This window comes from Chitinophaga sp. 9-1-y, assembly GCF_059511905.2.
The window spans coordinates 5,453,834-5,467,909 of record NZ_CM197955.1 but is presented as its reverse complement, the minus strand read 5'-3'; the positions used below and the strand labels follow the sequence as shown (position 1 = coordinate 5,467,909).

Sequence of the window (14,076 nt, the reverse complement as noted above, 5' to 3'; positions counted from 1 at the left end):
AACTACAGAAATTTTAAAGGAATTTAGTATGAGCATAAGCGCGAAATCAAGGTTGCTGCTACTGTTAATGTTATCCGGGGGGATACTGAAACCTGCACTAACACAGGCACAGCAAAACCTACAGTTCAGTCAGTATATTTTTAATATGCTGAGCGTGAATCCTGCGTACGCAGGGTATAAAGAAGATCTCTATGCAAATGCGATCTATCGTAAGCAATGGGTCAACTTTCCCGGCGGACCGCAAACAGGGGGCGTGTCGGTAGACGGCGCACTCAACGCCTCCAGGGATAACCGTGTGGGGCTGGGCATGCAGGTGATGTATGATAAACTGGGCCCACAGGATGCTACCTCCATTTACGGGATGTATTCCTACCGTATTCCCCTAAACGAAGATGGTGATAAACGGCTGTGTTTAGGAGTAGGCGCCGGCGTTACCCAATACGCAATTGATGGAAAGGCCCTGCAATATAATGATGAGAATGACCCCTCCATTCCGCTGGGAAGAGCCTCCACCTGGATTCCGGATGCACGATTCGGTATCTACTACTATACATCAAAGTTTTATGCAGGCGCCTCTGTGATGGACCTCTTTTCATTGTATACCGATGCCTCCAAATATTACTGGAAAGGATATCAGTATAAAACCATCCGCAAAACACAACACCTGTATGTAAACGCCGGGATGATGTTTGACTTTTCAGAAAACGTAAAATTTAAACCTTCTATCCTCATAAAAGAAGACTTCAAAGGACCTACCAACGTAGACCTCACCGCCTTATTCCTGCTGGCCGACCGCTTATGGGTAGGAGCCTCTTACAGAACAGGGGTGAAGCTGTGGAGCAAGCCTGCGCTGGAGAGCGACCTCGAACAACTGGATGCTGCCAGCATACTGGTACAATTCAACATCAATCAACAATTCAGAATAGGATATGCATATGATCTTACCATCAATAAAATGGCCTCTTTCCAGAGTGGATCGCATGAAATATCCCTTGGCTTTTTATTCCCTGGTAAGAAAGCCAGGATTATCAGTCCAAGGTATTTTTAATCATCGCCAGGCTGTCCTTTTAAATAAATACTATGAAAAAATATGTTGGAATAATTCTACTACTACTATCAGCGGCTTGTTTATCGGCACAGGAGCAGTTGTCGTTAGACAGGCAGGCAGCTATTTATTATAACAAATATGATTTTGCCAAAGCAGCTTCTATGTACGAACGGATAGCCGCCAAACGGAAGGAGAAAACTTCCACGCTGGTATTGGAAAGACTGGCTAATTCCTACCGGGAAATGAACCGGTATGCCGCTTCGGCCAACTGGTATGAAAAGCTGCTGGCCCGCACGGATGCTCCGGCAGATGCCCGTTTGTATTATGGTGATATGCTCATGAGCCTGGGTAAATACCCGGAAGCGAAAGCCGCCTACACCCAGTATGCACAAACGCCGCCGCAACAGGAAGCCGTGAAAAACCGCATCGCCGGCTGCGATGCCGCCCCTGGCTGGATAGCATCACCCACCCCTGTTTTTATTAATAATGTGGAAAGATTGAATACATCTAAATCCGATTGGGGCGCTACATACTATCCCAATGGGATCGTATTTACTTCAGATACTTTATACCGCCATCAACTAGCCAATGGCAGCCATTTTAACCGGAATAAATATGGCCGTACCAATCGTGACTATTATGGTTTGTATGTAGGAGATACCGCTAACTACGGTAGCGTATATATCAAAGACTTTTCCCCCTCTTTTAACTGGTCACGCTACCACGTAGGCCCTGCGGCATTCGACAAGGATTATCGTACCACTTATGTAACCATGACCTACCCGCAACGTCGTATTCCCGGCGTTAAAGAACACCGCGTAATGTATGGTTATCGCCGCCTGGAACTCTTTTCTTCAGAGAAAGATAAAGACGGCAAATGGGGCAAGCCAGTACCTTTCCCTTACAATAAAGCGGATCAATACTCGCTTGGCCATGCTGCCCTCAGCAACGACGGCAACACCTTGTACTTTGCCAGCGATATGCCCGGTGGCGTAGGTGGAACAGACATCTGGTACAGTGATAAGCAAAGCGATGGAAAATGGGGCACACCCATCAACTGTGGGCCGGCTATCAATAGCCCCGGTGAGGAAGAGTTTCCTACCATTGCACCAGACGGTAGTTTGTTTTTCTCCAGCAAAGGCTGGCCAGGTATGGGCGGCTTCGATATCTTCCATGCCACTGGTAGCAAAGCACAATGGAGTACACCCGAAAACCTGCGCTATCCCACCAACTCACCGACCGATGATTTTTACTTCGTAACCGGCAACAACGGCGCTACTTACTTTTCCTCCAATCGTCCTGGTGGTAAAGGCAGCGATGACATCTATAGTATTACCACACCAGAAACATACACCCTGAAAAAAATCACCCCTGGATTGGTGATTCCATTTACCGGCATCGTTTGCCCATCACTGAGCGACGCCTGTATCTATATCTACAATAAACAGCGTGAGATGGGCTGGTGCTTCATTGGCACACCCGGACGGGAAATTAACATGATGCTGGAAAAAGATACCGATTACGAAATCCGGGTTACCTATCCGAATGGCCGCCAGCAAAGAATGGAGTTTAATACACGGGGCATGACGGAAGGACAAGCGTTGAAAAAAGATATTTGTTTTTAGCAGGCAGCTATTGACCGGGAGATATTAGCGGATTTTGTCTTTTTCAGGATTATACTGATTATACTGATTTTTTGTTTTAAAAAGATTTGGGAAGATGTAAGCATTTATCCGCTTATATCTTCCCAATTTCTTTTTCATCTTTCGAAATCAAAATTCGAAATCAGTATAATCAGTATAATCCTGAAAAAGACAAAATACGCTTTGGTTATTCGCTTTAATAGCTTTCTGCTTTCCGCTATTTATAACATCCTCCTAATTCATTTTGCGTACTGTTAATATTCGCGTTGTACGCACTCAATGACCATATATCACCAGTGGTAATATTGGCAATATACAGGTCATACGCACCTATGGTGCCGTTGCGGGTACTGGAGATGATCACATAGTCTGTACCGCAGGGAAAGGCATCAGAATAGTCCGCGTTGCTGTTATTGAATGGCAGCCTGGTGCGGGTATTATTGGCGAAGTAACCCATGTATACCTGGTCGTGTTGATTGGAGCTGCTGTACCACCTGGAGTACAGGAAGGTGTTGTTATCGCGGGTAATGGGGTAATACTCCTGTACGTTGGCCGTGTTAGCCAGCGCTGTTTTACCGGTTCCATCGATGTTTATTTTGTAGATGTCTGATCCGCTGCCGGCGCCCTGCGCAAAGATTAAACCGGTGGCATCATCGGTGTAATAAGGCATTCCTTCTTCTATGGAAGGGGTGTTGGTTACATTGTTGGTAACGTTACCATTCAATTCCATGATCCGGAGATTACCATCTTGTTTGAAGGTAATGCGATAGCCGTTGGGAGAGAATTTAGGATCTTCATCCCGGAGACCATTGCCCGCTGTGAGGTTTACAGGAACGCTGCTGCTGCCCACGTCCCAGGTATAAATGTCCCAGTCGCCGGAGCCTTTCGGTTGTCCCATGAATACTATTTTGGTAGCATCGGGATTGAAGTGGGCGTTCATGGGGTAGTCGATATTCCAGTTTTGATTGAGCCAGGTAAGCTGGTTGGTGGCGAAGTTGTAGAGGAACATTTTGGTATCTGCGCAACCGTAGCAATCGTAGCGGTGGAATAACAGTTTGCCGCTGAGTGTTGGCCGGGTGGCCGCCGGTACAGCGGTGTCTGGGTGGGTTACAGGGGGCGTAGTGGTGTTGTTGGCGCCTGCCTTATCATTTTTGGAGCAGGCGCAGGAAAGTAGAATGCAGACGATGCTGCAACTGAGCGATAGCAGTTTCATATGATAAAGATTAGAAGGTGAAAAAGAAGAAGGTGTACTTTTAATACACCCCCTCATTAATTAGTAGCCTTTATTTTGTGTGAGCTTTGGGTTCCTGTTCATTTCACTTTGTGGAATGGGCAATAGGCGTTTGTCGTTGGTAATGCCGTAGTCAACGAGCACTTTGGCGTTGCTGTTGCAAGACAATACATATTCTTTCAGGTTGCCCATTACGGTAGTGAGTTTATTCAAACGTACCAGGTCGTACCAGCGCTGACCTTCGAAGGCCAGTTCCAGTCGGCGTTCTTTGAGGATGGCATCCCGTAATACTTCTTTAGAAGCCATGGGAACAGGCGACAGGTTTACGCGTTTACGAATCTGGTTATTCACGATGTTCAACGCTTCGGCAGGTTGACCAATTTCATTGAGTGCTTCTGCTTTCAGCAGCAGGATATCACCTAAACGAAGCAGGGAAATATGGTCACCGCTGGCCCAGCCGTTGGCATGTTTCCATTTATAGGTAAATGGAATAGAACCTTCGCTGGCACAGGGTTTCCAGTATTGGTCAGACCAGGATGCATTATCAAAAAGAATGTTGGCATTTTTGCGGATGTCATCGCCTTCATCATCATATGCTTTCACGAGATCTTTGGAGGGCGTACCATATTTGCGCCAGTCGTCACCAGTAAGAGAAGGGGGCAGGAACATCTGCGGACCCCAGTTGGCTTGTGGCGTGCTTTGAATAAACTGTACCTGCAGAATTACTTCTGAGTTAAGATAGTTAGCGCCGTCAAACAAGGTAGTATAAGAAGGCGTGAGTTCATAACCGGTTACGGCATCGCAATAGCTAATGACTTTGTTATAATCGCGGTCCGGCATCTGGGCGTATACTTTTGCCAGCAAGGCATTTACGGCACCTTTGGTAGCACGGGAAGTATTGAGTGATAAGCCTTGTCCGTAGTCGGCTGGCAAAGCGAGGGCTTCTTCCAGGTCTTTCACAATGGCAGCATATACTTCTTTTTCGGAAGCGCGGGGTACGTTTGCCTGCGCGGGTGCTACATCTCCGAAGGTAAAGACCAACGGCACCGGACCGTAATTTTTTACCAGTTCAAAATAGCAGTACGCACGGATAAATTTAGCTTCTGCTGCCAGGGTGATTCTGCGATTATTGATATCGAGTGCCGGATCTTTTACGCCTTTTATTTTGTCGAGTATCAGGTTGGCTTTGGAGATGCCATTGTAGAGCAGTTTCCAGTTGGCGAAGATGCGGCTGTTGACCGTAGCAATTTTTAAATTATCATACTGGTCAATTTCTGCGTCATCTCCCCCGGAGTAGGCATTGTCGGCACGGATATCTCCCAGTAATACATCATCCCAGATAAAATATTCTCCGAAGAAAGTGCTGTAGAGTCCTACCAGTGCTGCTTCCATGTCTTCGGCAGTTTGGTAGGCGTTGCCGGTGGTAGCGCTGGATTCAGGCGCCAGGTCCAGGAATTTCTTACACCCGCTCATGCTGGTGAGAGCAGCTAATAGTAAGAGGAAATATATTTTGTTGCGCATATAATAAGATTAGGAGATCAGAAAGAAATGTTCAATCCGGCAATCAGCTGCCTGGTTTGCGGATAGGTACCGAAGTCAACACCCATGGCGCCATTCTGTGCGCCGAAGGCACTTACTTCCGGATCGTAACCGGAGTATTTGGTGGCAGTGAGCAGGTTTTCACCTGTCAGGTAGATGTTGGCACCTCTTAACCGCATGCGTTTGGCGAGTGCATCAGGCAGCTGGTAACCCAGGGTGAGTGCTTTCAGACGTACATAAGCACCATTTTCCACGAAGCGGGAAGAGATGCGGGTATTGGATGCATCATCAGGTACTGCTTTGGGAATATCAGTGATTTGTCCTTCTTTGGTCCAGCGGCGTAATACGGCGGTAGACTGATTCCTGAAATCATTCATGGCTTCAATTTCTATGCGGGTACCATTAAAGATATCGTTGCCCTGTACGCCTTGCACGAAGATGCTGAGGCGCCAGTTTTTATAGCTGAGGGTGTTGGTGAGTCCGTATGTAAACTTAGGGTTGGCGTTGCCAATCACGGTTTTGTCGCCATCGCTTACATCGCCGCTTTTATCCAGGTCGGCATAAGTCATCATTCCGGTTTTAGGATCTACGCCGGTAGCCACATATCCCCAGAAGGTGCCCAGTGGGGAACCTTCGCGGATCAGCGCCGCTTCTTCCCGTTGCGGGATCATGCCTACAGGTAGTACTTCGTGACCGATGTCAATTACTTTATTGCGGTTAAAGGAGATATTGAAATCGGTATTCCATTTTAATGCGCCCACCAGGTTTTTGGTGTTCACGGTAATTTCCAATCCTTTATTTTCCAGTTTGCCGATGTTTTGCAGCGCGCCGGTGAACCCGCTGGAAGTAGCCAGTGGCTTGTCGAAGAGCAGGTCGTGGGTATATTTGCGGTATACATCTACAGAGAGATTAATTCTTGTTTTCAGTACGGCTACATCTAACCCGATGTTATTTTGTGTGGTGGTTTCCCAGCGCAGATTCCTGTTCTCCGGTGTGAGGGGAGCAGTACCCGGTTGTACCACACCGCCCAGGATATAGCTGGCGCCGGTGCCTACTTTGCCATACCAGCCGTAAGCATCGATATGGTCATTACCTACTTTACCCCAACCGAAACGCAGTTTTAATTCGTCTACGTTAGGGATGCTTTTAAAGAAAGGTTCTTCTGAAATGCGCCATCCCACAGAGAAAGAAGGGAAGTAGCCGGTACGGTTACCCGGACCAAATACAGAAGAAGCATCTGCACGGAAGTTACCCGTGAACAGGTATTTATCTGCGTAGGTATAGTTAATTCTGCTGATCAATGCATCATTTGCGCGGGCAATGCGGGTACCGGTAGCGAAGTTTACTACGGCGCCACCGCTTACAGTAGGTACGCTGATGCCGGAGAAGTTCTTCGTTTCGATGGCAGATGTTTCGGTGTTGGTTTTCGATACGCTGAAGCCGGCGAGTGCGTCCAGGCTGTGTTTACCCATTTTTTTGGAGAAGCTCAATGTATTTTCCGACAGCCAGTAGATGGTTTGATCGGTGTTAAGGTCGGCTACTCCTTTGTTTACGCGTCCCCAGTCAGTTTTATACGGATCGAGGAAGTAGTTGTATCTGCCGGTAGTTTGATCGTAGCCAAAAAGGCTTTTGAATTTCAGGCTGGGTGAAATTTTTACTTCTCCATACACATTGCCAAAGAAGCGGCTGTTGTTGAAACCGTTGGTAGCACCATCGGTGTAGGCCACGGGGTTATGAAACGATAAGCGTAACGGGTTGGCGGTGAAAGTGCCGTCAGGGTTGTAAACACCAATCACGGGTGCGGTGGTGAGTACATTCATGATAACGCCACCGTTGCCGGTACCTCTGCTATCATCTACGTTGCGATCGAACCATTTGGAATAGGAGATGCTGGTCCCTATTTTAATGAAGTCGTTTATTTTTTGATCGAGGTTGATTTTAAAATTATACCGGTTCATGGTATTGGTGCGTACTACGCCATCCTGTTTCATCCAGGCGCCGGAGATGTAGTAGGCGGTGGCATCATTGCCGCCGTTGAGCGACAGCTGATAATTCTGGCTGGCTGCTTTTCTGAATACTTCGTTATGCCAGTCGGTGTTAGCGGTATACTTGCTCCAATCGGCTACCTGGCCAAGTTCCGTCATCAGGTCGATGTAGTCTTTGCTGTTCAGTACCGGTAATTTTTTGGTGACCTGTGATTCGCCGTAGTAAGTGTTGAAGGCGAGTTGTGGTTGTTGATTTTTACCGCGTTTGGTAGTGATCAGTACTACGCCGTTGGCGCCTGCAGCGCCATAGATGGCTGCTGAGGAGGCGTCTTTCAAAATTACAATATTCTCAATATCGTTAGGATTGATATCGTAGGTAGTGGCGCTGGGTACTCCGTCTACCACGTAGAGTGGTTCGCTGTCGGCGGTGATGGAGGTGGTACCTCTTACGCGGATAGAGAAGCCTGCCTGTGGTTTGCCGGAGGAGCGGATTACCTGTACGCCGGCGGCCTTGCCTTCCAGGGAGTAGCCGAAGTTGGTGGCGGGTCTGTCTTCCAGTTCTTTGCCGGATACAGTGCTTACGGCGCCGGTGAGGTCTTTTTTGCGTTGTGCGCCGTAGCCTACTACCACTACTTCATTCAGTGCGCCCTTTTTTTCTTCGAGGGATATGTTGATGATGGCGTGGTTATTTACTTTTACTTCCTGCTTTTCGTAGCCGATGAAGCTGAACGAGAGTATGTCGTTGGGAGCGGTGCTGATTTCATAGCGGCCGTATTGGTCGGTGATGGCTACTTTTTTGCCGGCTAATACGGTGGCACCGGGTACCGGTTGGCCGGCTGCGTTTTTTACAACGCCTCTTACAATGATATCTTTTTCTTGTGGTGGGGTGTTTTCCCGCATTTTGATGATGACGAGGTGATCGCTCATAACCTGGAAAGTGAGGCGGGTATTGGCGAGGGCAGTTTGCAGTACCTGTTGCAGCGGCTGGTCTACCACGTCGATATTAACCAATTGGTTATTGGACAGCAGGTTGCTGCTGTAGGCGATATGATAATCGCATTTGTTTTCGATGAGTTTAAAGAATTTTTTCAGTGGAACATTTTCTGCCTTCAGGGTGAGCTTTACATCCTGCGAATAGACCATCGCAGTGGATTGCATCACAAAACAACATAGAAGGATTGCCAGCATTTTCATTTTCAAGTGCATTTTAGCCCATAACGGCCCCGTTCCGAAGGTTCGGAATTGCCTGTTTTTTTCCATAGATTTGAATTGTTTAGTTGCTAAATCATTACCGGCTCCACGCCCGCGAAGTTGGGAGTACGGTAATACTAACTGAACTGAAGGGGGATGTTCATCGTTCCCCTTTTTTAATTACGAATTACGAATTACGAATTACGAATTACGAATTACGGATTTGTAATTCTCATTGGTTGATATGCTGTTTATTTATTTTTACCTCCGTGCCATTGATGGTATATTGAAATGGTAGAATTAATTGCAGGATATGCAATGTTTGCGGCAGTGTTTCTTTCTCAAAAACGGCCGTATAGTGATAGTTACCCGCAATGCTGCTGTCTACCTGGATCTGTACGCCATACCAGCGTTCCAGTTTATGTGCTACTTCTGCCAGTGTTTCGTCATTAAAGGCCAGTTTATCGTTGGTCCAGGCGGTTTCAGCGATCAGCTGATTTTTGGATTGCAGGCTTGTTTTGCTAACCTGTATGGCCATGCTATGGTTGTTGTTGTTGGGCGACAGTATACCATTTTCTAACGTGATTTTTTCATTGGGCTTTAGCACAATGTGATTGTCTGGTTTGCTTTTCAGCGTTATTTCCACGGCGCCGCTGATCAGCGAAGTTTCTGTTTTGGTGTCATTTTTATACGCCATAATATTAAAAGTGGTGCCCAGTACTTTTACGTCCATATGTGCGGTATGGATAATAAAAGGATGTTGGGCATCCTGGTGTACATCGAAGAAAGCTTCACCTTGTAAAGTGATTTCCCGGACGCCTTGTTTGAATTGCGGATGGAGTTGCAGCTGGCTGTTCACATTGAGGTTTACTTTGGTGCCATCGGCCAGTACCAGCGACTTCCGTTCGCCGGGCAGGGATTGTACCACTTCCGGGAGGACGGCTTTGGGAGTGGCATGTTGCCAGTACCAGGCGCCGGCTCCTGCGGTAACAGCAATGGCGGCTGCTGCGGCTATCCGTTTGTACCAAATGCGCAAAGTGGGTATCCGGTCTGGCTGTTGGGCTTCCAGCAGCTGACGGAATTCCGTAGCGGCTTCGTCTGCGGCCAGTGGAGTGAGGGCGGCATGCAGTTGTTGTACGGCCAGCCTGGCTTTTTCCACATTGGCCGCTTCGCCCGGGAAATGCGCCAGGTAAGCAGCCCAGTATTGCGCTGCATCGGCGTTGTGCGTGGTGCAATAGGCGATGAAAGTATCGTGGGTGATCAGTTCTTCGTACGTGTAAATTTTGGTCATTCCGCCGTATTTATAAATAACAGACGGCCGGAAGTAGCGGATGTACCAACTTTTTGTAAAGTTTTTTATAACTTTTTTCGGGAGATGTGGTTCGCAGCCACCCGCTTATGTTTCAGATCATGCACAGGGTCAGCAGGGCGCGTAAATGAGTAGGGCGCTGGGATTTATCTTCCAGGAGGAGGCGCATGGCTTTTAAGCCTTCGGAAAGATTGTTATAAATGCTGCGGTGACTTAGCCCAGTTTGCGCGGCAATCTGGTCGTGGGTCAGTCCTTCGTAATATTTGAGGCGGATCACGAGGCGGCAGCGGGGAGGCAAAGCCTGGTAGGCCTGTTGCATCTGTGCTTTCAGTTGTGCCGCTTCTTCCGTCAGGATGATTTTTTCCTCTATGCTGTCGTCCGTAGTTTCCGTATCCGGAATCGTGTACATTTTACCCTTGCTGCGGGCATAGTCGGTGAGTTTGTTTTTAAAGCTGCTGGCAATGTAGTATTTGGGCTGTTCTATCTGTGACCAGTCGATGTTTTTTTCTATGAAAGCCAGGAAGGTTTGATTGATGAGGTCTTTGATGATATCTGGCGTAAAGCCTGCATTTTGGCCGGTTTTGAATAAATAAGGATAGTGTTGCCGGTATAAGGCAACATATTGTTCATTACTATCTGTTGTATAAGACGACCTCAGCACAGGTGGGAAGCTACAAAAAAAGATGATATCCTGCTACATTATTGCGGGGAGGGCGTGGAAATAGGCGGGGAGCCTTGAGGGGTAAACAGCTGTTGATGTATTCATAGGAATGAAGGGTTGCCTTCATTCCTATGAATATTTTTATTCTCCGTTATACAGCATTTCCATTTCAAGCAGTTTGCTGCCGCCGGCAAAATCGGCTGCTGCATCCGGGCATAAAATAGAACCTAATGAACTCATCATGCGCTGTGCAACGAGGTCTATATCTTCTTGCGTGGTTGATAAGAAAGGAGCCTGACTTTTAAGCGTTGATAACAAGTAGTTTTTTTGCTGTACAGAAATATCGACAATTTTATTGATTCTTTCTACAGCCGCTTTGTATAACTCATCATAATAAAAAAGCATGTTCATAGAAAAATACATTTTGTGGTATTCAAATGTAGGCTTATACCTATAATTTTGTCTATTGGAAATTATTATGACCTATAATTATAAATTATAAATGCTTTTGGCCATTTTGATGAATCGCTTGTTCAGGTCGCTGGTTTCGCCTTTTCGCTGAATAAAGTAAAAACTGCGCTCTATGCGCAGGCCGTCAAAGTGAAGGATGGTCAGTTCGCCGTGTTGCAGTTCTTTTACAATAGAGCGGGTAGACAGAAATCCTACGCAGCCGGATTCCAGCAGGAAATTTTTCAGGGCTTCGGTACCACCCAGCCGCACTTTTATTTTCAGGTCGTTCAATCGTATTTTACTTTTTTGCAGGCCTGTTTTAATGGCTTCCAGTGTGCCGCTGCCCCGTTCCCGGATAGCTATCGGCATGGTCAGGATGTCTTTCACCGCATAGTTCTTTTTCTTCGCCAGCGGGTTATTTTTGCTGCACACGGCCACTATCTGGTCTTTCAGGAAAGGTTGATAGGTAATGTTGCTCAGTTGTCCTTTTTCTTCTGTAACACCTATGTTAATTTCTTTATCCAGCAAGGCCTGCAGCACAATTTCACTGTTGCGGTTTAGCAGGGAAATATCTACCAGCGGATATTCCCGGTGAAAGGCCGACATCACTTTAGGCAGGATATACAATGCTGCCGTTGTGCTGGCGCCGAGGTTGAGCATACCCGTAGCTTGTTGCTGGTCGTGGATCACAGAGATATCAAACTCCGTTTCCTGCTGTATATGCCTGACGGTCAGCAGGCGATTGTACAACAACTGTCCCGCTTCCGTTAGTTCAATTTGTAATCCCTTCCGCTCAAATAACTTCGTTTGATACTGTTCTTCCAGCCCTTTGATATGCGTGCTCACGGCAGGCTGTGAAATAAACAACGCCTGGCTGGCTTTGGAAAAGCTTTTCTGATGCGCTACTTCCATAAAAATCAGGTGACGGTTAGATAGCATATCGGTGGTGTTAATTAGGGATGGTAAGTAATTTCCCGCTTCCGGATAAACTGTATCTTATCCTGGAAGCCGGTAATTTTGTTATTCATCGTTTCAGTTTTTTCTATCCAGTTATCATATGCATCGTATTGATAGCGATAATGGAAAATGGTACGCCAGACATCACCCTGTTCGTTTATACGGTCATGGATATACGTAGTTAAATGGTGTTGTTGATTATAGGTGTTGGTTTTAATGGAATCCGGCTTGTTGGCCGCAAGGGCCGCCTCATCCGCGAAAGTAGCCTCATACGTCAGCTGTTGCTGCGCATTGTATTTCCGCTTGGTGATATCGTGCAGGGTACCGTAGGCGTAGTAATGTACCAGCTCCGCCGGATGACCATCCGTATCCGTGATCAACTGGGTTTCCCACTGTTCATTGTAAGGATCGGTTTCAATATCAGTGGGCAGGTTATTTTCAAATTGCGCGGTTACATTTCCTGTTTCGTCGTATAGGGTTTTATAAGTATCCTCCCCATAGTATTGCACTGTTTCTTTGTATTGCCCGTTAGGGTAGTAGCTGTTTTTATATACCACCCGGTCATTGCTTTCCTGCAGGGTTTCTTCCTGTAATATACCGTGGTCGTTGAAATGATATAAGATGTGTTTTACGGGTATATTCCCGGCATCATATTTTTCCCATTTCAGCAGGGTGCCCTGCGTATCATAGTGTGATAATTCATAATCGTATTGGGCGCCGGCTGCGTCAGTGGTCCTATATTTCATTTGCCGGACCGGCCCCGTTAATTCATCATCTGTAATGGTTTTTCTCATGGCAGATATAAAAGATATTTATATCAATTTATGTTAATCAACGGAAAAACCGGCATAAATATATAATCCTTATATATCAGTAGCCACGCTATATGGCGTGGCTACTGCGGAGGTTATCTTTCTGTGACGAGGTGTTCAAATTTATCCAGTTGTGCCATTATGCCCCAACCATAAAAATTGTTGGCTACACCAATCAGCAACTCATTATCTCCTTTTACGAGGGGCAGCTGGATGGTGCTGTTTTCTATGGTGCATCGGCCATCGGGTTGCTTCATAATAGGGGAGGCATAGGTGTTTTTATCTATATACAGGAACTTCCCGTTTACCAATACCCATACTTCATTATTGAAACCCAGGTGTAATTGCCGCACCTGGTCTGTGGCGGCATGGATATTTGTTTTGAGCCATACCAGCCGGCGGGCGCGATTGGGCGCACCGCCAAATCTGCGGGTCAGGTTAACCAGCCCTCTTCTTTCTGCCCGGATAGTATCCCACATGGTAGTTTTGTCCGGCAGGTAAGCGTCGCGGAAATCATTTTTTTCGGGCATGGGAATCACCGGGCTGATCATCCATTTACGGAGGTAACGGGGATCGTTGTTGGTAATGTCAACACCTTCCTGCGGCGACAAACCAGCTGTTTGCCCCGGCTTCACTACCAGGTTGGCAATGATCACCTTTCCGTCGAAAGAGAGCGTACCATGGGTGGAATTGCCCTCCAACCGTGGAACTTCCAGTGCGGGATGCAGGGTATCGTTTACGTATACACGCAGTTGTTTGCCGGAAATGACCAGCTTGACATGATTCCACTGCTGTTTCTCAAACCAGGCAGCATTCTGGTAGTGATACAGCATGTTCCATAGATTCACCCCGTCAATAATAGGGGTGTATTGTACCGCCGCCTGGTTACCAGACTCCCCTGTACGGAAGTAGAAACACTCACTTTCTGCCTTGCTGCCACGCCGGAAGTAAAAGGCCGTAAAAAAGGAATCTACCGGCTCTATATCATATTCTATGGTGCCATCCGTAAAGTCAAAGTTTTTTAATACGGAAGAATCAATACTGTTTAATATCTTCATAGCCGGCACAGACTTGTACGTGAAGAACTCCACGGTACCTGGTTTAAAATCCCAGTTGGCGGCCGTGAGTGGCACCTGGATCGTCCCCTTTTTGGATTGCGCCACTGCACACACCGGCAGCAATAAAAGCAATACGCGCATAGCTGTTTTTGTCATGGTCTTTTTTATTTTAAATGGATATCCGGCAAAGAT

11 protein-coding genes are annotated in these 14,076 nt (G+C 46.9%); 2 read left to right on the top strand and 9 right to left on the bottom strand.

Translation table 11 applies throughout. The annotated features are described in order from the left end of the window. Positions 1 to 28: 28 nt before the first annotated feature. Together AC5ZC7_RS21615 and AC5ZC7_RS21610 are read left to right on the top strand one after the other, a co-directional pair. A complete protein-coding gene (locus AC5ZC7_RS21615; RefSeq protein WP_496158970.1) occupies positions 29 to 1,048 on the top strand; it encodes a PorP/SprF family type IX secretion system membrane protein in 1,020 nt (339 codons plus the stop codon). A 32-nt stretch (positions 1,049 to 1,080) separates the two neighbouring features. Then, the gene (locus AC5ZC7_RS21610; protein WP_496158971.1) at positions 1,081 to 2,673 is read left to right on the top strand and encodes a hypothetical protein; all 1,593 of its coding nucleotides are present in this window, start codon (positions 1,081 to 1,083) and stop codon (positions 2,671 to 2,673) included. Positions 2,674 to 2,908: 235 nt separating this feature from the next. On the opposite strand, the gene AC5ZC7_RS21605 is transcribed toward AC5ZC7_RS21610, so the two are convergent. From AC5ZC7_RS21605 to AC5ZC7_RS21565, 9 genes are all read right to left on the bottom strand, one after another. Beyond that, entirely contained in the window at positions 2,909 to 3,904 is a 996-nt protein-coding gene (locus tag AC5ZC7_RS21605) for a TolB family protein (RefSeq protein WP_496158972.1), read from the bottom strand. Between the two features lie 60 nt (positions 3,905 to 3,964). Continuing rightward, positions 3,965 to 5,443 (bottom strand): RagB/SusD family nutrient uptake outer membrane protein, encoded by a 1,479-nt coding sequence (locus tag AC5ZC7_RS21600; protein ID WP_496158973.1) that lies wholly within the window; start codon positions 5,441 to 5,443, stop codon positions 3,965 to 3,967. A 17-nt stretch (positions 5,444 to 5,460) separates the two neighbouring features. Continuing rightward, the gene (locus AC5ZC7_RS21595) at positions 5,461 to 8,640 is read right to left on the bottom strand and encodes a SusC/RagA family TonB-linked outer membrane protein (protein ID WP_496158974.1); all 3,180 of its coding nucleotides are present in this window, start codon (positions 8,638 to 8,640) and stop codon (positions 5,461 to 5,463) included. 229 nt (positions 8,641 to 8,869) lie between these two features. Beyond that, positions 8,870 to 9,928, bottom strand: coding sequence for a FecR domain-containing protein (locus AC5ZC7_RS21590; RefSeq protein ID WP_496158975.1), 1,059 nt, complete (start codon positions 9,926 to 9,928; stop codon positions 8,870 to 8,872). Positions 9,929 to 10,040: 112 nt separating this feature from the next. Beyond that, a complete protein-coding gene (locus AC5ZC7_RS21585; RefSeq protein WP_496158976.1) occupies positions 10,041 to 10,607 on the bottom strand; it encodes a sigma-70 family RNA polymerase sigma factor in 567 nt (188 codons plus the stop codon). A 141-nt stretch (positions 10,608 to 10,748) separates the two neighbouring features. Continuing rightward, the gene (locus tag AC5ZC7_RS21580) at positions 10,749 to 11,018 is read right to left on the bottom strand and encodes a hypothetical protein (RefSeq protein ID WP_291916351.1); all 270 of its coding nucleotides are present in this window, start codon (positions 11,016 to 11,018) and stop codon (positions 10,749 to 10,751) included. Positions 11,019 to 11,096: 78 nt separating this feature from the next. Continuing rightward, a complete protein-coding gene (locus tag AC5ZC7_RS21575) occupies positions 11,097 to 11,996 on the bottom strand; it encodes a LysR substrate-binding domain-containing protein (RefSeq protein ID WP_496158977.1) in 900 nt (299 codons plus the stop codon). A gap of 14 nt (positions 11,997 to 12,010) precedes the next feature. Further along, the gene (locus AC5ZC7_RS21570) at positions 12,011 to 12,808 is read right to left on the bottom strand and encodes a hypothetical protein (protein ID WP_496158978.1); all 798 of its coding nucleotides are present in this window, start codon (positions 12,806 to 12,808) and stop codon (positions 12,011 to 12,013) included. Between the two features lie 113 nt (positions 12,809 to 12,921). Beyond that, a complete protein-coding gene (locus AC5ZC7_RS21565) occupies positions 12,922 to 14,040 on the bottom strand; it encodes a hypothetical protein (RefSeq protein ID WP_496158979.1) in 1,119 nt (372 codons plus the stop codon). Positions 14,041 to 14,076: the final 36 nt, after the last annotated feature.